Here is a 17,788-nt window from a genome sequence, read left to right as displayed (position 1 = left end):
TATTTTGTAAAAGTAATTATCGATTTTATTAAACGGTAAAATTTTAGTAGCTCATCACTTTATAGGAACACAGGATGATACCTTTCCAAGATAGCTCTGATGTATTATTTGTTGCAGGGTTTGGGCCGATAGTGACAGATTACAAAAAAAGTCATTCTTTTTATCTTGAGTTGTTAAAGTTACCTTTGAAGCCAATAGAAGAAGGAAGCCAATATTTAACTTGTGAGCAAGATGGGCTAGAAGGTGTTAAACATTTTGCACTTTGGCCTATAGAGCAAGCTGCCCAATCGTGTTTTAGTCAAAATGAGTGGCCTGAAAATATACTCACTCCGCAAAGTTGGATGGAGTTTGAGGTTTCAGACATCGAGAAGATCACGGATATTTGTCTGAAAGAAGGCTATGTCTTATTAGTTAATAATCGCATGGAGCCTTGGGGGCAAACCGTAACAAGGTTATTAAGCCCTGAAGGCATGTTAATTGGTTTAACTGTGACGCCATGGCTAAGAGAATAGCCTGCCTTTATTTGTAGTTAGAGATCTCATTTATCTTTGTGGATAAGAGACATTTATTAGTAATTGTTTATAATTTTGTTGTAGAACTTCATTTTAACTATTTTAGGAGGGGTTATGTATAAAACGATTCTGGTCCCTATCGATTTAACAGAAGATGAATTAACCAGCAAAGCCGTTCGTCATGCTGTTAATCTTGCAAAGCAATCTAGTGCTAAAATTCATCTTATTCATGTTTTGCCAATTTCTTCAGCAATTATTAATGCGTATGCTTTAGGTTACATGGAAATAAAAGACCGTGCGACGGTGAAAGCGGAAGAAGACATGAAAATGTTAATGGATTCAATTGATTTACCTCATGATGACGTTAGTTATACTATAACGTTTGGTTCTCCACGAGATGAAGTGATTAATACAGCAAAAGACATTAATGCCGATATTATTGTCATTGGCTCTCGTCGCCCAAATATTACAACTCATCTTTTAGGGTCAACAGCGGCGGGTATAGTACGTTACGCTGAAACATCAGTGCTGGTTGTACGTTAATAATTAGAGAAGAGCCTGCTCAATGGGTAGGTTCTTTTTTATTTCATTATTTGTATTGCCAATTCAATCAGTTTTAGCACTCAAGTTAATTGATCTTACTTATAACAAGGTGAATTTGAGTCAGTATGGAAAAGTTTTCACAAGAATTACTGCGTGTTGAACACTTTGTTCTGAGAGTTTTACGTTTTTATTTACTCGGGCTTTTGATTTTTTTTCTTGGGTTATTACCCGGTATAATCGGTTTTTATTTTATTGAAGGCCATTCAGCTGTTGAGTCAATGCTTAATGCGTTGTCTATGTTGAGTGGGCAAGCTATTGAGCCGGCTCCAATTACACGGGGAGGCCGTTTCTTTATCGCTATTTATGGTTTATTTTTACAAAGTGTTTTTATTATCAGTATTGGATTAATTGTAACTCCTTTTATTCATCGTATTTTGCATAAATGGCATTTAGAAGAATAATTTTTTGTTGTAATAGTAAGGGGCTTCACAGCTTTTTTAGTGCAGTAAGGCTATACTTCTAAAGACTAAAAAGGAAAATATTCACCCGCTACGCCTAATAACCAAGTTGTAAAAATACGCAACAATATAACTTGAATAAAAACGTCAACATAATTAATAAGGGGCATCATATGTATCAAACAATTTTGGTTCCCGTGGATATATCTGAAGATGTACTAACAGATAACGCATTAAAACATGCTATTTATTTAGCAAAAATTTCAGATGCGAAAATTCACTTATTTCACTCAGTTCCAGATGTTTCAAGATTTTCAATGAGTTATAGTTATCATTATGATTTACTGTCTTCATTTGCTAAAAAAGCACTTGAGCGCTCTGAAGAGCAGCTAAAAGAAATTATTGAAAAGATTGATTATCCGTCAGATAAAATCTCTTATAAGGTGGAGTTTGGTTCACCAAGAGATAAAGTTTTATCAGAAGCTGAGGCTATTGATGCTGACCTTATTGTTATCGGCTCACGCAATCCAAGTATTTCAACCCATTTATTAGGTTCAAATGCTTCTGGGATTGTTTCCTATGCGAAGATCTCGGTTCTCGTGGTTCGGTAAATAAAATAGCCTGCTGAGCAGGCTATTTTTTTATCTATTAAAAGCGAACAATTCTAGGGTGTTTTTACCGCTTCTTTGGCTTGCTCAATTGCTTTAAGTGCTTGGCTGCAAGCTTGCTCTTGTGCATCATCTGGGTAGCTAGCAAGGGCTTTTTTCGCTTCCTCTAATTGTGACTTCATTAATGCAATTTGTTCACCTGCATTGGCTTCATCTTTATATTGTTCTTCAGCTTGCTTAACAAGGTCATTCATTTCTTTGAAATAAGTATCACAGGTTGCACCTGCATTTGCATTAAATGCAGTGAAAGCCATTAAAAGGCTAAACGCAATTGGAAGAGTTTTTTTCATCGTATTTTCGCTTTTAAAATTCATAATATCGTCAGAATAACATTCCATATTCAAAAACGCACCACTCGAACACGTGAATGTTTTTAACTAATAAACTTTTTCTGCATATTGAGAATATTCCTGTTAGTCACTGTCAGAAATAGCATAATTTGCAAAATACAAATGATAATCATTCTTGACTATGGATGATAGAAAAGTGTACATTCAAGTACACTTTAATTAATGATGACAACAGAGATGATTGTGATGAGTAAAAATATGATAAAAACAGAAAATTGGCCAATCTGCGAGATGAATATATTTCCATCAACTATGGATGAAACACGTTTATGGTTAGAGGAAATGGATATGTTATTGGCGAGAAGAAATGAATTTGTATTGATATATCCTCCAGTGGTTAAAAAAGAAAAACCATCATCAGAAGATATGCAAAGTATGAAATATGTGCGTCGTTGGTTGAAAGATGCAAAAGAAGCAATGGAACAGCATTGTCGCGCTCTAGTTGTTACGCTACAACCTGATGGCCGAGATAAAGAGGAGATGGAACGCATGGCTCCCATGTTGTCTGCGTTGTATGGTCCTCAAGTTTTAATCGCAACGGATGCAATAGCTGCAAAAGAGCAAGCCCAATCAGTTTTAGCTTAGTCGATTGTGGTTTTACTGATTTTACGGATATAACTGGCGATGATATCGACGGACATAGCAATTTGCTGTTGAATAAATTCATCGCTGGGCTTGAAATCGGCAACACAAAAAGTGGTGATAAACACATCCGCTTTTAGCATTTCTAGGTAGCGTGAAGAAATACTTAATAATGTTGTTTCATTTACTTTAACATCAGGAAGTAAAGCCAATTTCTGTGTTAACAAGCGATAGCTTTTTACAGGGCCTTGCTCAAAAAATGCATGGGTTATTTCAGGGAAACGGTTGTATTCACCTAAAATTAACCGATATAACCCGATGGATTCAGGTTTAAGAACATTCAATAAAAATCGAGAACCATAAAAAGAAAGTATGGACTCAATCGTATTTAGTGAGGGTGTTTTTTCGTTAGGTTCTTGAAAAATATCATCAATCATAGATGCAATAACAGCGGCAAACAACCCTTCTTTATCACCAAAATTTTTATATAAAGTCGTTCGAGAGCCTCCAGCACGTTCAATAATCATATCCAGAGTTGCACCTTCAAACCCATATTGCAGAAAAATTTCAGTTGCGGCAGTGATCAAAGCCTGATGACGACGTCGGCCTTTTGGGGTTTTAGCTGTAAGCGTGCTACTCATGAATGGCTAATCCTACTCTTTGTCTTCAAATAAGAAAATAACATAACAAATTTTACCAAATAGTTTAAATCACGTTACCTCAATCACAGATTTACCTGAAAGAGATCATCATTTAAGCTGATATTTGTCTTTATGATATTTATAAAGATTAACATGTTTAGGATGATATCTGAATGGTTGTCACAATATTGGGGGCAAGATGGCAGAGCATGCATTGAATGAACAAAAAATAGACCAAAATGATCCTGTTGATCAGCAACGTGAGGTAACTCGGCTATGTATTGAGTGTGGCTTATTGTTATTGCAACATGGCGCTGAAAGTATGCTCGTTGAACAATTGACAACCCGTTTGGGCATTGCACTTGGAGCAAATCAAGTTGATAGTGCAATCTCATCTAACTCATTAGTTTTAACCACCATAATTGATGGCCGCTGCCTAACGTCAACACGGCGTATTATTGACCGTGGTATTAATATGCATGTTGTCACCGAAGTCCAGCATGCGGTCATTCTCGTCGAACATCATTTACTAGACCGAAAACAATTACACAAGAAATTATCATCGATTAAACCGTTGCGATATCCTCGATGGTTAATGGTTTTGATGGTGGCTTTATCTTGTGCTTGTTTCAGCAAGTTGAATGGAGGGGGATGGGAAAGTGCATTAATTACATTTTTAGCCAGTGGCTGTGCAATGTATGTGCGACAAGTGTTAACTTCTCATCAAATGAACCCATTGATTAATTTTTGTATCACTGCGTTTGTTGCGACAACGGTCTCTGGATTATTACTGAAAATACCGTATTTAGCAGTCACTGAAACGATTTCTATGGCTGCCAGCGTATTGCTTTTAGTTCCGGGCTTTCCATTAATTAATGCAGTCGCTGATATGTTTAAAGGGCATGTTAATACAGGTTTAGCGCGTTGGACAATGGCGAGTCTCCTTACTTTGGCTACCTGTATTGGGGTTGTATTAGCAATGACAATCTGGGGTTTAAAAGAATGGGCATAGAATTTCTGTTCTCCTTATGTGAAAAAATGCTACTAGCGGCTATACCAGCAGTCGGGTTTGCTATGGTATTTAATGTGCCTGTTAGGGCATTGAAATATTGCGCTTTATTAGGTGCTATTGGCTATGGCTTTAGAATGATATTGATGACACTAGGGCTGCAAATCGAGTGGGCAAGTTTTCTTGCAGCAATTTTAATCGGTATTATCGGTATTCAGTGGTCGCGCTGGTGGTTAGCTCATCCTAAAGTGTTTACTGTTGCTGCCGTGATCCCAATGTTTCCAGGTATTAGTGCCTATATTGCAATGATTTCAGTCGTTAAAATATCGCAATTTGGCTATGATCCTGAATTAGTTGAGGTTCTAGTGACTAATTTCTTAAAAGCGTCTTTCATTGTTGGAGCCTTGTCTATTGGTATTTCTTTACCTGGTTTATGGCTATATCGCAAAAGACCAAGCGTGTAATTTTTAAGGGATGGCTTGCTGGTATTCTTGCTATATCCGTAAGCCATACTTTTTTCTTTTACTAATAAGAGTTAGATATTCTATTAAAGCTGCATAAATTCTGATGTGGGTGTTAACCATAAAATTGAGTCATCGCTGATATCATTAATGCTACTATTTGATTAGAATATGTGATATTTCTTCTTATGCATTAATGTGTTAGAGGAAAAACTAACGCATTCATTTCAATTCTTCGAATATATTCTTATTAGTGGTGTTATTTTGAAACAATTTAGCTTGTCCAAATATTATCAATTTGTTTTTTCGATTCTATTATTTATTTTTTCTGCTTTTTCATTTTCTGCACCAAGTTCATTTACTGAAGCCAAAGCACTGAGTAAAACTCAGGTTTATGCAGATCAAAATCACCAAGGTGAGGGAACAATATACTGTGGGTGCCAGTGGGAATGGGCAGGAAAAAGCGGAGGAAAAGTCGATTTAGCCTCTTGTGGTTATCAAGTGCGTAAACAACAGAACCGAGCCGAACGCATTGAATGGGAGCATATTGTTCCTGCATGGGTGTTTGGTCATCAAAGACAATGTTGGCAACAAGGTGGGCGAAAAAACTGTGTGTCTAGTGACCCTATTTTTGGCCAAATGGAAGCCGATCTGCATAATTTAGCGCCTTCTATTGGTGAGGTGAATGGTGATAGAAGCAATTTTAGTTTTGGGCAATTACCCGCTAATACGCCATATCCATACGGAATGTGCCGCAGTCGAGTTGATTTTAAACAAAAAGTCTTTGAACCAAGAGATGAGGCCAAAGGGCAAGTAGCCCGAGTATATTTCTATATGCATGACCGCTATAACTTATCTATGTCACGTCAACAACAACAGTTACTGATGGCTTGGGATAATAAATATCCTCCAACCCCTTGGGAAATCCAGCGTGATAATCGAGTCGCTAAGGTGATGGGCCATCATAACCCATTTGTGACAGGGGAGAAAAAATGGAGTTTAAATCATAAAAATAGCGCAGAGGGTGTTAATATTTCACCAGTCTCACCTTTAAATCAGCAACAAGTAATAGAAAATAAATCTATTGTACCAAATACGGTTGAAATTAAAGGTAATCGTAATTCTAAAAAATATCATTTTTCACATTGTGCTAGCTTCAATACCATCGCTGATAAAAATGCCGTCATCTTCACTGACGAACAATCGGCTAAAGCCGCAGGTTTTGAGTTAGCGGGAAATTGTAAAATACGCTAATTATCCTTTAAAACCACAATAGTTAACTAACTGATTATTGCGGTTTTATTTTTTATTTTTATGTGTGGTAACGAAAAATTTTAATAAACGCCCAAAATTTTGTTAGAAAAATGTTGCTTTATCAAAAAAAATGACGCTATATTTAAAGCAGATGAAAACTGCAATAAAAACATGGACTCATTGAGGCACTAAAAATATTGCTGCTTGTCATATTACTGTCATATAGATTCATTAGTTTAAAAGTATCGCTGTTACAGGAGAAACTAATGGGAAATAAGTGTTTATACACGCGAGTACAAAACCGGTTACCACTCCATCATGAAATTTTCATGGTGAGATTGGTAACCGGTTTTTTTATTAGCCGAGTTATTGCATGGAGTTACAGCCACATAATAGATGTTTGATATTAACTTTGAGCTTGAAGGGAGCTCACCTCTGTTTTGAATAGTCCGTCATTTGAATTGACATCACTGATACCTGGAAGGGTTAATACTATGAGTAGACAGAAAGCTGCAACAAAGGCACGTCGTGAAATGAAACGTTCATCACGCAAAGATCGCTCAGGTCGTTTTGATATCAATAACGTCGCATCATTTGCTGAATTTACTGGCATTGAAGCTATCGGTATGGCAAAAGAACGTCGTGATGAATCCCCTATATTGCCCAGAAATGAAGCTCAAAAACTCTATATTAATTCCATTAAACATAAGCAATTAATTTTTGCGAATGGCGAAGCGGGATGTGGTAAAACCTATATCAGCACTGCACTTGCAGCTGATGCGTTAATTCATAAAGATATCAATAAGATTATTGTGACAAGGCCCGTTCTTCAAGCGGAGGAAGATCTCGGTTTTTTACCGGGTGATATGTCAGAAAAGTTTGCGCCTTACTTTCGTCCTGTCTATGACGTATTGGTGAAAAGGCTCGGCGCATCCTTTTTGCAATATTGTTTGCGCCCCGAAATTGCTAAAGTGGAAATCGCGCCATTTGCTTATATGCGAGGTCGAACATTTGAAAATGCCGTCGTGATATTAGATGAAGCGCAGAATGTCACTGTCACGCAAATGAAAATGTTTTTAACTCGGCTTGGTGAAAATGTGACGGTGATTGTCAATGGTGATGTGACCCAGTGTGATTTGCCTGAAGGTGTGTCCTCAGGGTTAACCGATGCATTACAACGTTTTAGTACTGATGAAATGGTTTCGATGGTGAATTTTACTATTGAGGATTGTGTGAGATCACAATTGTGCCATAAAGCCTTATTGGCTTATAACTATTAATTAGTTTTGTTATTAATTATATACCCCGCGATTTGTTCGCGGGGTATAGGTTAAATCTTTATAGAGGCAATTGATTAGTGGTAGAGCATTTCATGTACGATTTGCTCATCTGTGAGGGTATATGGGTAATAGGTTGGCCAATTTTCTAGTTGGCTTAATAATTTTTCCTGAGATTCGTTTCCCATATACAGGTGGAAATGCCCCGAGGCCTGTGGCTCAATAATATGGTCGCTAAACTGGATAAATTTGGGCGCTTTTGAGTTAGCATCTTTGCATTCAAACAAGTAACGGACGCCTTTTTTCCCTGAAGTGTAATGAAGAATTTTGTAACCGGCGTAGTCATATTTACAGCTGCTTACGGCACCGTTTTGGGTAAACTCAATAACATCATTTTCAATTCCAATGCTGTCAACATCGGTGGCATAGCCTTTTTTATAATATTCACGATACTCTTCAACCGTTTTATCTTTATTTTTCTTTGCTTTACTTTCTAAAACTTCATCGAGCTTTCCATTTAATAGTAATGGATTAACCGATTCCCAGATGCCTTGCCAATCGCTAAGAGACCTATCTTTGACGTCAGCATCTTCAAAAATCCCTTTTGAAGCTTGGAGTGCTTTCTCTGATTGTGGATGAGAGTGACTATGTGAGCCATGAGCAGCTGCTGTATAGCTAGTGAGAGCTAATGCGACATAAAGACTGGTTTTTAAAATTGCCATTTTGTACACAGTGGTTTTCCTATTTTTGTAGTGAATATAACGACCATAAAAACCATTATGTTATAACATAACAAATGTGAGAATGAAAAGTATTTTAGGAAGTTTATTGATGAGGAATGTAATGACTAAAAACGTGATGAAGGCAGATAGGAGCAGGATATGAGCTCGCTTAGTAGAGTTTATAATCAATAAGCGAGCTAACTATTTGAACCGAAGTTAGTCGTCAGGGTTGTCCATTACAGCATGGCGTTCATGGTGATAACCTTCCTCATCATAACCATATCGCCAGTAAGGAATTGCATAGATATCATCACGACCAAAACCTTTTTCACGACGAATATAACGACGCAAATCACGAATAATTTGGTCTTCACCCGCAATCCAAAAAGCGCAATCATTGTTTGGAATGTCCCAAGACTTAAACGTGCTAATTAATTCAGCTGTTTTGGTGATATCACCACAGATCCAAATTACGTCAACGTGTTCAGGTTTTTTCAGTTCTCGCACGTCTTTTGGGCTATCTAACCGTAGTACGACTTTACCTTGGGCATTTGCTGGCATTTTTTCTAATAATGCGGCAATAGCGGGTAGAGAACTTGAATCACCGGCCATGAAGTAATGTTGTCTGGCAGGCAATAATGGGTCTGGGCCACCCGGATTGGTAATCCCCATCCAATTTCCTGGTTTTGCATCACGTGCAAATAGGTATGCAGGGCCAGTTGCGCCATCATGCATAGCAAATTCAATATCTATCTCGCTAACTTCAGGGCGGATGGCTCTGACGGTATAGGTACGAACAAATGGACGAGGTTTGTCTTCTGGCCAGCTACGGCCTTCTTTACTTAGGATAGGGAGTGCGGGCTGGCTGATTAAATCAGGGGCTAAAAATATTTTCAGGTGCCCACCTTCACAATCAGTTGGGTATGTATTGAGTCTTTCACCGGTGAAAGTAATGCTGCGAATAGATGGGGTGATATCGGTAATGGATTTGACTTGAATGAGCTGTGGTGGAGCCGGGCGGTAGATGTTTTTTTCAACGGGTTGTTCAGTGGCCACGGACAATCTCCTTTATTAATGATAATTTTATTATATGGTAATTATTATCATTATCATGAATAACTTTGTAAGTTGCAACCGCTAGTGAGTGATTGGAAGAGGATATTTATAAAGAGAGATTTTCAACAGTAGGGAGGCAATTTACAGTGATGAATTGTTGATTTTAATAAAAATGCCGTATGATTTTTAGCATACGGCATATCGAAAGGTAGATTACTTCACTTTCATTCCGGCTGCGGTCATCATCAATTTAAACACGGAAGAGAAGGCAAATAGCGCCAATACACTTCCGAACCAGATAATGGCCATCCAACCGAGTTTTTTCCACCAAGGGGAGGCTGCCACGTTATCAGTGGTAACCTTGTTCTGGGGTAATTTTTCCTCTGAAGACATAGTAACTCCAATAGGTATAAACCAAAATAACAGGAATAATGAATAACGCACCGACTAACATAAAGCCTAAACTTTCGGATGGGCCAGCGGCATCACGGAAACTGACTGCGGGTGGAATGAGCGTTGGCCAGATACTGATACCTAGGCCAGTAAACCCAAGGAAAATCAACATTAAAGCCGCTAAGAATGGCACGCTATCGAATCGTTGTCGCTTAGCACTTTTTAGGATCAACCAAGTACAGCCTAATACCAGTAACGGAACAGGTAAAAAGAAGAACAGGTTTGGCAGAGAGAACCAACGCTCAAAAACGGCCTCATTTAACATCGGAGTCCAGAGACTGATCACCGTAATTACCGCTAACATCAGTAATGTTAATGGCCGTAGAACACGATACATCGTGCTACGTAAGTGGCCCTCAGTTTTCATGATCAACCACCCACAAGCTAATAGTGCATAAGCCACAACAAGGCCAAATCCGCAAAATAGTGGGAAAGGCGCGAACCAATCGAAATACCCCCCCATGTAAACACGGTTTTCTACATGGAAGCCTTGGATAAAGGCGCCAACGACCACTCCTTGAACAAAGGTGGCAAAAATTGAACCCCAAATAAAGGCGTGATCCCAATGGCGGCGGTGTGATTCATCCGCTCTAAAGCGAAACTCAAAGGCAACACCACGGAAAATCAAGGCCAATAACATGAAAGTTAATGGAATTGACAGGGCATCAAGGACAATCGCATAAGCGAGAGGAAAAGCACCAAATAAAGCGGCTCCACCTAAAACCAACCAAGTTTCATTGCCATCCCACACTGGGGCAACGCTGTTCATCATCAGATCACGGTCTTGGCTGTCTTTCAGCGCAGGGTAAAGGATCCCAATGCCTAAATCGAACCCATCCATGACAATATACATCAACATACTAAATATGATGATGACAAACCAAATGAGAGGTAAATCAATGCCCATGAGCTGCGTCCTCCGCGATACCTTTACGAATTAATTTCATCATGTACATATAGCCAATCCCGAAAACACCGCCATAAACGACAAAAAAGGCGATTAAACTGATGCTCATGTGCATTTCACCATGTGCACTGACCGCATCAGAGGTTCGTTGTAGCCCATAAACAACCCATGGCTGGCGGCCAATTTCTGTTGTAAACCAACCTGCAAGGATGGCTATCAGCCCAGAAGGTGCCATTAAAAACATAAAACGTAAGAATGTTTTCGACTCATAAAGGTTTTTACGGTAGCGAAGCCATAAACCCCAAACTCCAGCCGCTATCATTAATAAGCCAAGCCCGACCATTACGCGGAATGACCAAAACACCATAAACACGTTAGGCCTATCTTCTGGGGCATATTCTTTTAGCGCGGGGACTTGTTTATCAATACTGTGTGTTAAAATCAGGCTTGCTAAATAAGGGATTTCGATAGCGAATTCTGTTTTTTCCTTTTCTTGGTTTGGAATACCAAACAAGATCAGCGGAGTGGCTTCTCCGGGTTTGTTTTCCCAGTGACCTTCCATTGCAGCCACTTTAACCGGTTGATGTTTAAGTGTGTTTAGGCCGTGAGCATCCCCGATTAAAGCTTGAACAGGGGCTAAAACTAAAATCAACCACAGGGACATGGAAAACATTTTTTTCATGGCACTGGACTTGTTGCCTTTGAGCAAGTGCCAAGCGGCGGAAGCCCCAATAAAAAATGCTGCAGCAAGGAAAGCTGCTGTAGTCATATGCAGTAATCGATAAGGGAAAGAGGGGTTGAAAATAACGGCAAACCAATCAACGGGAACAATGCGCCCATCAATAATTTCAAAGCCTTGTGGTGTTTGCATAAAGCTGTTGGAGGCCAAAATCCAGAATGTGGAAATAATCGTTCCTAGCGCAACCATGCAAGTAGCGAAGAAATGCAATTTTTCACCTACACGGTTCATCCCAAACAACATAACACCGAGGAAACCAGCTTCTAAGAAGAAGGCCGTAAGAACCTCATAAGTGAGTAATGGCCCTGTAATACCTCCCGCAAAATCTGAGAAAAAGCTCCAGTTAGTGCCGAATTGGTATGCCATAACCAAGCCAGAAACAACACCCATTCCGAAATTAACCGCAAAAACTTTCGACCAAAAATGGAACAGTTTTATATAGTCTTGATCACGAGTTTTAAGCCATAAACCTTGTAGCACCGCAAGGTAACTTGCGAGCCCAATCGTAATGGCTGGAAAAATAATATGAAACGAGACCGTAAACGCAAATTGTATACGGGCAAGTTCCAGCGCAGTTAGTCCAAACATATTGACCCCTGAGTGGATATGTTAATGACACGCAACATTCAACGTTTTGATGAGAGCAATTGAGGCGCTAATCCTTAGCAAAAGAGATTGCTCACACCTGAGTGCAAAATAATCGCCATCCAACGAAAAATGTTTTGTGCTTATAGTTAAAAAAAAGTCAGGTGAATGTGTGGATAAGTAGAACATGAGACGATAAACTATAATAGTAACAATTATTGAGATATTAACTATAACAGTTGAGGCGGCTATGACGAGATACGAACAATTAGCAGCGCAAATTCGTCAGCAAATTGAAGACAATATCTGGCAAGTGGGCGACAGATTACCTTCATTGAGGGAAAGTGTTAAACAGTCTGGTTTAAGTTTAATGACTGTTGTGCAAGCATATCAGTTGCTTGAAAGCCAAGGATGGGTCGTTGCTCGCCCGCAATCAGGGTATTACGTGGCAAACCGCAATAACGCATTTGCTGCCGCAAAAGGAGGTAAAGGGCTACATTTGAATGAAAATGTAGAGATTAACGCCTCTATTTTTGGTGTCTTACAAGCTTGTAAGGACCCGAATATTATCCCATTTGGCTCCGCATTTCCAGAGCCCGCCTTATTAGATGACCCAAAACTCGCGAAATCACTCGCGTCTGTCGCTAGGCGCTTATCGAAATTTAATACACCAGCTAATTTGCCGCCTGGTAATGAACAACTGCGTCGAAACATTGCTCAGCGTTATGCAACTCAAGGGATCCATGTTGCTCCTGATGAAATCGTGATTACAGCAGGAGCCATGGAATCTTTAGTTCTGAGCTTACAATCAGTCACTCAGCCCGGGGATTGGGTCGTTATCGAATCACCTGCATTCTATGGTTCACTTCAGGCAATTGAGCGGTTAAAACTCAAGGCAATTGCTATTAAAACAGACCCGCTATTTGGTATTGATCTTGACGCGTTAGAGGATATTGCAAGCAAATATCCAATTAAAGCCTGTTGGCTGATGACACATTATCAAAATCCATTAGGCGGTACGATGCCGCAAACGAACAAAAAACGATTGGTCGATATCCTGAATAAGCAGCAAATTGCATTAATTGAAGACGATGTCTATGGGGAACTTTATTTTGGTAACAAACAGCCAATACCCGCAAAGGCACTAGATACTAAAGGAAATTTCTTTCATTGTTCTTCGTTTTCGAAATGTTTAGCGCCGGGGTATCGAGTGGGTTGGGTTGCCGCGGGTCAACACGCGACAAAAATTCAACATTTACAAATGATGAGCACCGTTTCTGCTAGCGTTCCCACGCAATTAGCTATTGCGGAGTACTTATCATTAGGGGGATATGACAACCACCTTCGTAAACTGCGTTTAACGATGGAACAACGTCAGCACCAAATGTTGAGTGCAATAGCAAAATACATGCCTCAGTCAGTAAAAGTTAATACACCAAAAGGTGGGTATTTTTTATGGCTAGAATTTGAACCGCCATTTAATGCTATTCGTTTGTACCAACTCGCACTAAAAGAGGGGATCAGCATCGCACCGGGAAGTATGTTTTCCACCAGTGATCAGTTTAATCATGCATTTCGTCTGAATGCATCGTTTACATGGAGTGAAAGGGTGGAAGAAGCAATGAAAACTTTAGGCCGTTTATGTCACTTTTTAATCAATGAGAGGCGTGATTAGTCACATTATCATTGTTAATTCATTGCCTTGAAAGATTAACTTTGCCAATCTAAGTATAAATCTAAATGTGTTAGCAGCAATAAATGGGAGGTAATGTGAAAATAAAATGTTTTGACACAATGGAGTTACCTATCCTGGATTGGCATGATGGCGGGGGGGCCAGCCAAGAAGTATTTTGCTGGCCAGTGGCATCGGACTATTCACTACGCGCAAGTATTGCAACCATTAAGCAAGAGAGCTATTTAAAACGTTATGCGGAAGGAGAAAGGTTGGCAATATTGTTGAATGACCAGCCGCTTCTGTTAACCGATACCAAAGCATTTGAGTGCCGATTAGAGCATGCAGGTGATCATGTCCAATTTTCAGCCCAGCAATTTTGTATGGTAAAAGTCCCAAAGCCATCAGTTAAGTTAATGAATTTTATTTTTCTAGATGATAGGTGGGCGGTTAAAAACTACTTCATCACTGAAGAGTGTAAATTACCAGCTAACCAAGCAGGGTTAGTCTATGTACTCAATGGCGAATGGGAAATTTCTGGCGCAAATTGTCATCTTATGGCGCAAGGACAAGGAGCCTGGTGGCTACCTGATATCGGTGAAGGGGTGATAAAACCACTTAGCACCGATAGCAAGTTAATCTGGATTGAATTATTGCCTCGCTAACTAGTAGCTAAACCGATAGCAGCGAGTGTTAGCATACCGCCTGCAACCCCCTCGGTTATACGGCGTTTTTTATCATTATAAACTCGCTTATTATGCATGGAAGCAAATAATGCACCTATCACACCATAGATTACGACACACGAAAGTATAAAAGCAGCTGAAAGTATCAAAGACTGAACTGCCACACTTTCTGTCAGCTTAATGAAATTCGGCAAAATAGCGAAATACACCAATAACCCTTTAGGGTTAAGAAAGCTCGTCAGAAATGCTTTAGCTATTACTGCCTTTGTTGACACCGTTTGAATTTTTAAGTCTCCCGCTTTCATCGCAGATAACACCATGCGGATAGCAAGATAAGTGACATAAGTCACTCCAACCCATTTAATGGTGTGGAAAATCATAGGGGAAGCCGCAACAATTGCCGCTAAACCAAGTGCAGCCAGAATCGCATGCGCTATATAGCCCAGTATAATGCCTAAATTAGCTTTCAAGGCAGCAGAGGTGCCTCCTGATAATCCTTGTGCGGAAATAAAAAGAATATCTGGGCCTGGTGTGCAGACTAAAGGGACTACGGTTGCGCTAAATAAGAGCAAGGTCTGTAACTCCATTTCAATTCCTCATTATTGTTTATTGTTAATTCACGCAACTGGCCAGTAGCAATAAAATTATAGCGATAATCCAGTGATATTGGATTTTTTTATTGCTTTAAAATAAACAATAATTGGTATTTAATATCAAAAATTAATATTAAATTGAGGTTGAGTACCAATGAAAGAAAATAGGCTAAAATTGGATGCCATTGATAGACGCATCTTACAGATTTTACAAAGAGATGGAAAAATTCAGAATATTGAATTAGCTAAAGAAGTGGGGCTTTCCCCGTCCCCTTGTCTGCGTCGTGTGAAATTGCTTGAAGAAGCCGGGGTTATCAAACGTTATGTGGCCGTATTGGATGGCAGTAAAATTGGAGCCGGTCTTTCTTTATTTGCACGTATTTGGTTTAAAACACAAGATGCCAAGACCATCAACCAATTCGTTGAAGACATTAAACAGATGCCTGAAGTCGTTGAATGCCATCTAATGGCAGGGGAATGTGATGCTTTGATCCGTATTGTAACGCAAGACTTAGCCTCTTATCGTCGATTTCATGCAGATCATTTAACGCAAATTAGCAGCATTCAGAGTATAAAGACGGAGGTGCCAATGGAAACGGTTAAGGTGACTTATGCTTTACCACTTTGACGATAATGACCAACCGCGTGATAGTGACGAGTTGGGAGTGTCTAACGATGAATTATAATTATATCTTTAATTATGATAAAAAGATAAATAATAACTATGCTGTATTTATTAGAGAGGTTTATAAAATAAAAGAAATTAAATATGATAAATATGAATAGCTGAACATTTTTTGAAGTTTAATTTTACAAATTGAAATATTATTTCCTCTCTTTTAATGTTGAAAGGTTAGTTTAATATTATTTTAGAATGCTATTAAATGAGGTATTTGAATTTTATATGGCGATTTTTAAAGAGATAATTCTCATATAATGAGAACATGATTGAGTAATAACCTAGCCATAACGACAGCGATAGCTAATCATTTGATATATAAATAATGAAAGGAAAGTTTTTTTGATCCTGCGCAACACCATATTACGTCACTTACCTATACTGATATTAATTAAAAATCAAAATAATATAATGCGAATGTTTCTTATTTAAAATTATTTTCAATTTGCTCGGTAATGATGTGAGTATTTATAAGCATATTTCTAATTGTTATTGGCATTATAATGACAGTCTATTAATTGATTATTTACATTCTGAACCTAATTGAAAATTCACTGAATAATAGGAACTGTTTGCTCATAAATTGAAGGGAAATTTATGATCTATCCTATTACTGATAGAACAATATCGACAGTAAATAATCAAAAATTTAAGCGCTACGCTATTCGCTATTTGGATATCGAACAGCAAACACAGCAGGCAATCATAGAATACGGCCTTAATTTTGAAGCCCCTTTTGCACAGCAACATGAAATTGAGAAACTCAAACTAAGTATAAAGAATCATGGCGCAACTTTTGCCAATAATGGGAAGAGTATACATTGTAATTGGCTCTCGAGTGCTTGCGTGCAATGTCGTACGGGAGAAGGGAGTTATACGACATTTTTGTCATTAAAATGCCACCGCGATTGTTATTTTTGTTTTAACCCAAACCAAGAAAATTATCAGGGTTATCAACAGGAAATGCGTGATGCGCTTGGGGAAATTGATGCAATTGCCGAGCAAGGTTACCCTCTGACCCATATCGCACTAACAGGCGGGGAGCCTCTACTTTTTCGCCAAGAAAGTATCGAATTTTTCCAAGCCGTCCAACAGAAATTACCTCAGGCTCATAGCCGTTTATATACCGCTGGTGACCCATTAGACCGTAATACCGCATTAGCTTTAGCGAAGGCAGGCCTACAAGAAATCCGTTTTAGCATCAAAATTGATGATTCAAAAGAACGCATCACCAAAGTTTTGTACCGCATCGCGTTAGCTCGTGAAATTTTTCCAGCGGTTATGGTGGAAATGCCGGTGATCCCCGGTACAGAACAGCAAATGTATCAGCTATTAACTCAGCTTGATGACATTGGTATTGATGGTATCAATTTATTAGAGTTTTGTTTCCCACTAACAAATAGTGAAGCGTATCAAGCTCGAGGCTTCGAACTTAAAAATCCACCTTATGAGGTGTATTACAACTATTGGTATGCTGGTGGATTGGCGGTTGCACAGAGTGAATTAGCTTGCCTTCGAGTGCTTAATTTTGCACTCGAAAATAAATTATCGCTTGGGGTGCATTATTGCTCTTTAGAAAATAAACATACGGGGCAAGTGTACCAAAGTAATGCTTTTTTTGAACACAATGAAAAAATATTAGGAAAACATTACTTCTTCTCTTCTCAAGATTATTTTTTTAAAAGCGCCAAAGTTTTTGGTGATGATTGTGAAAAGGTGGCGGTTTTACTGAAACAAACAGGCGTTTCTTATTATCAAGATTTGTTACATGGTTTTTTGCAATTTAACCCTGAAGCAATTTACTTATTAACCTCGCTAGACAAACTACCTATTGCGTTGACCTCTCACATTGTTGAGCCCGATGAACAGGGCAATCCTTTAATTAAAGAAGTGCAAATTGAACTCACTACACCCGCTGAATTTTTACTGACTGACCTGTAG

The 17,788-nt window shown here is 38.9% G+C and carries 21 protein-coding genes; 13 read left to right on the top strand and 8 right to left on the bottom strand.

The window, feature by feature from the left end; translation table 11 throughout:
- Nucleotides 1–74: 74 nt before the first annotated feature.
- The 4 genes from PR767_RS01410 (at nt 75) to PR767_RS01395 (ending at nt 2,124) form a co-directional block, all read left to right on the top strand.
- Nucleotides 75–512, top strand: coding sequence for a hypothetical protein (locus tag PR767_RS01410; protein WP_004910509.1), 438 nt, complete (start codon nt 75–77; stop codon nt 510–512).
- A gap of 114 nt (nt 513–626) precedes the next feature.
- Nucleotides 627–1,055, top strand: a complete 429-nt coding sequence (locus PR767_RS01405; RefSeq protein ID WP_004910510.1) for a universal stress protein — start codon at nt 627–629, stop codon at nt 1,053–1,055.
- Nucleotides 1,056–1,180: 125 nt separating this feature from the next.
- Complete coding sequence (locus tag PR767_RS01400; RefSeq protein ID WP_004910512.1) at nt 1,181–1,516, top strand: hypothetical protein; 336 nt, start codon at nt 1,181–1,183, stop codon at nt 1,514–1,516.
- 170 nt (nt 1,517–1,686) lie between these two features.
- Nucleotides 1,687–2,124 carry a universal stress protein gene (locus PR767_RS01395; RefSeq protein WP_004910514.1) on the top strand — a complete coding sequence of 146 codons (438 nt, stop codon included), beginning with the start codon at nt 1,687–1,689 and terminating at the stop codon, nt 2,122–2,124.
- A gap of 53 nt (nt 2,125–2,177) precedes the next feature.
- On the opposite strand, the gene PR767_RS01390 is transcribed toward PR767_RS01395, so the two are convergent.
- Nucleotides 2,178–2,471 carry a DUF5339 family protein gene (locus tag PR767_RS01390; protein WP_036958707.1) on the bottom strand — a complete coding sequence of 98 codons (294 nt, stop codon included), beginning with the start codon at nt 2,469–2,471 and terminating at the stop codon, nt 2,178–2,180.
- Nucleotides 2,472–2,717: 246 nt separating this feature from the next.
- On the opposite strand from PR767_RS01390, the gene PR767_RS01385 reads away from it, so the two are divergent.
- Nucleotides 2,718–3,116: a hypothetical protein gene (locus PR767_RS01385; RefSeq protein ID WP_231136489.1), complete on the top strand. Its 399-nt coding sequence runs from the start codon at nt 2,718–2,720 to the stop codon at nt 3,114–3,116.
- On the opposite strand, the gene PR767_RS01380 is transcribed toward PR767_RS01385, so the two are convergent.
- The gene (locus PR767_RS01380) at nt 3,113–3,754 is read right to left on the bottom strand and encodes a TetR/AcrR family transcriptional regulator (protein ID WP_004910519.1); all 642 of its coding nucleotides are present in this window, start codon (nt 3,752–3,754) and stop codon (nt 3,113–3,115) included. The genes PR767_RS01385 and PR767_RS01380 overlap by 4 nt on opposite strands.
- A gap of 199 nt (nt 3,755–3,953) precedes the next feature.
- On the opposite strand from PR767_RS01380, the gene PR767_RS01375 reads away from it, so the two are divergent.
- The 4 genes from PR767_RS01375 to phoH all read left to right on the top strand — a co-directional run bounded on the left by PR767_RS01375 (nt 3,954) and on the right by phoH (nt 7,758).
- Nucleotides 3,954–4,766 carry a threonine/serine ThrE exporter family protein gene (locus tag PR767_RS01375; protein ID WP_004910522.1) on the top strand — a complete coding sequence of 271 codons (813 nt, stop codon included), beginning with the start codon at nt 3,954–3,956 and terminating at the stop codon, nt 4,764–4,766.
- On the top strand, nt 4,757–5,227 hold the full coding sequence (locus tag PR767_RS01370) for a threonine/serine exporter (protein WP_004910523.1): 471 nt from the start codon (nt 4,757–4,759) through the stop codon (nt 5,225–5,227). The genes PR767_RS01375 and PR767_RS01370 overlap by 10 nt, the downstream gene beginning before the upstream one ends.
- A 276-nt stretch (nt 5,228–5,503) precedes the next feature.
- Nucleotides 5,504–6,478 carry an endonuclease gene (locus PR767_RS01365; protein ID WP_410479547.1) on the top strand — a complete coding sequence of 325 codons (975 nt, stop codon included), beginning with the start codon at nt 5,504–5,506 and terminating at the stop codon, nt 6,476–6,478.
- A 494-nt stretch (nt 6,479–6,972) separates the two neighbouring features.
- Nucleotides 6,973–7,758, top strand: coding sequence for a phosphate starvation-inducible protein PhoH (gene phoH / locus PR767_RS01360; protein WP_004910528.1), 786 nt, complete (start codon nt 6,973–6,975; stop codon nt 7,756–7,758).
- Between the two features lie 74 nt (nt 7,759–7,832).
- On the opposite strand, the gene zinT is transcribed toward phoH, so the two are convergent.
- From zinT to PR767_RS01335, 5 genes are all read right to left on the bottom strand, one after another.
- Nucleotides 7,833–8,477, bottom strand: a complete 645-nt coding sequence (gene zinT / locus PR767_RS01355; RefSeq protein WP_109911338.1) for a metal-binding protein ZinT — start codon at nt 8,475–8,477, stop codon at nt 7,833–7,835.
- A gap of 216 nt (nt 8,478–8,693) precedes the next feature.
- Nucleotides 8,694–9,533 (bottom strand): siderophore-interacting protein, encoded by an 840-nt coding sequence (locus PR767_RS01350; protein WP_004910533.1) that lies wholly within the window; start codon nt 9,531–9,533, stop codon nt 8,694–8,696.
- A gap of 213 nt (nt 9,534–9,746) precedes the next feature.
- Nucleotides 9,747–9,878, bottom strand: coding sequence for a DUF2474 domain-containing protein (locus PR767_RS01345; RefSeq protein ID WP_004264009.1), 132 nt, complete (start codon nt 9,876–9,878; stop codon nt 9,747–9,749).
- Nucleotides 9,879–9,882: 4 nt separating this feature from the next.
- On the bottom strand, nt 9,883–10,893 hold the full coding sequence (gene cydB, locus PR767_RS01340) for a cytochrome d ubiquinol oxidase subunit II (RefSeq protein ID WP_109911285.1): 1,011 nt from the start codon (nt 10,891–10,893) through the stop codon (nt 9,883–9,885).
- Complete coding sequence (locus PR767_RS01335) at nt 10,883–12,220, bottom strand: cytochrome ubiquinol oxidase subunit I (protein ID WP_109911286.1); 1,338 nt, start codon at nt 12,218–12,220, stop codon at nt 10,883–10,885. Before PR767_RS01335 ends, cydB begins: the two co-directional genes overlap by 11 nt.
- A gap of 247 nt (nt 12,221–12,467) precedes the next feature.
- Here PR767_RS01335 and PR767_RS01330 point away from each other — a divergent pair, with 247 nt between their 5' ends.
- On the top strand, nt 12,468–13,892 hold the full coding sequence (locus PR767_RS01330) for an aminotransferase-like domain-containing protein (RefSeq protein WP_004910542.1): 1,425 nt from the start codon (nt 12,468–12,470) through the stop codon (nt 13,890–13,892).
- A 95-nt stretch (nt 13,893–13,987) separates the two neighbouring features.
- Nucleotides 13,988–14,554, top strand: a complete 567-nt coding sequence (locus tag PR767_RS01325; RefSeq protein ID WP_226537837.1) for a HutD/Ves family protein — start codon at nt 13,988–13,990, stop codon at nt 14,552–14,554.
- Here the strand turns inward: PR767_RS01325 and PR767_RS01320 are convergent.
- Nucleotides 14,551–15,162 (bottom strand): LysE family translocator, encoded by a 612-nt coding sequence (locus PR767_RS01320; RefSeq protein WP_196723347.1) that lies wholly within the window; start codon nt 15,160–15,162, stop codon nt 14,551–14,553. The genes PR767_RS01325 and PR767_RS01320 overlap by 4 nt on opposite strands.
- 160 nt (nt 15,163–15,322) lie before the next feature.
- Here PR767_RS01320 and PR767_RS01315 point away from each other — a divergent pair, with 160 nt between their 5' ends.
- Nucleotides 15,323–15,796 carry an Lrp/AsnC family transcriptional regulator gene (locus tag PR767_RS01315; RefSeq protein ID WP_115167334.1) on the top strand — a complete coding sequence of 158 codons (474 nt, stop codon included), beginning with the start codon at nt 15,323–15,325 and terminating at the stop codon, nt 15,794–15,796.
- 648 nt (nt 15,797–16,444) lie between these two features.
- Nucleotides 16,445–17,788, top strand: a complete 1,344-nt coding sequence (locus tag PR767_RS01310) for a radical SAM protein (RefSeq protein ID WP_209101421.1) — start codon at nt 16,445–16,447, stop codon at nt 17,786–17,788.

This window comes from Providencia sp. PROV223 (assembly GCF_028479245.1).
In the GTDB taxonomy this organism is placed as follows: domain Bacteria; phylum Pseudomonadota; class Gammaproteobacteria; order Enterobacterales; family Enterobacteriaceae; genus Providencia; species Providencia rettgeri.
The sequence above is the reverse complement of the archived record's forward strand: the minus strand, read 5'-3'. Positions and strand labels throughout refer to the sequence as shown.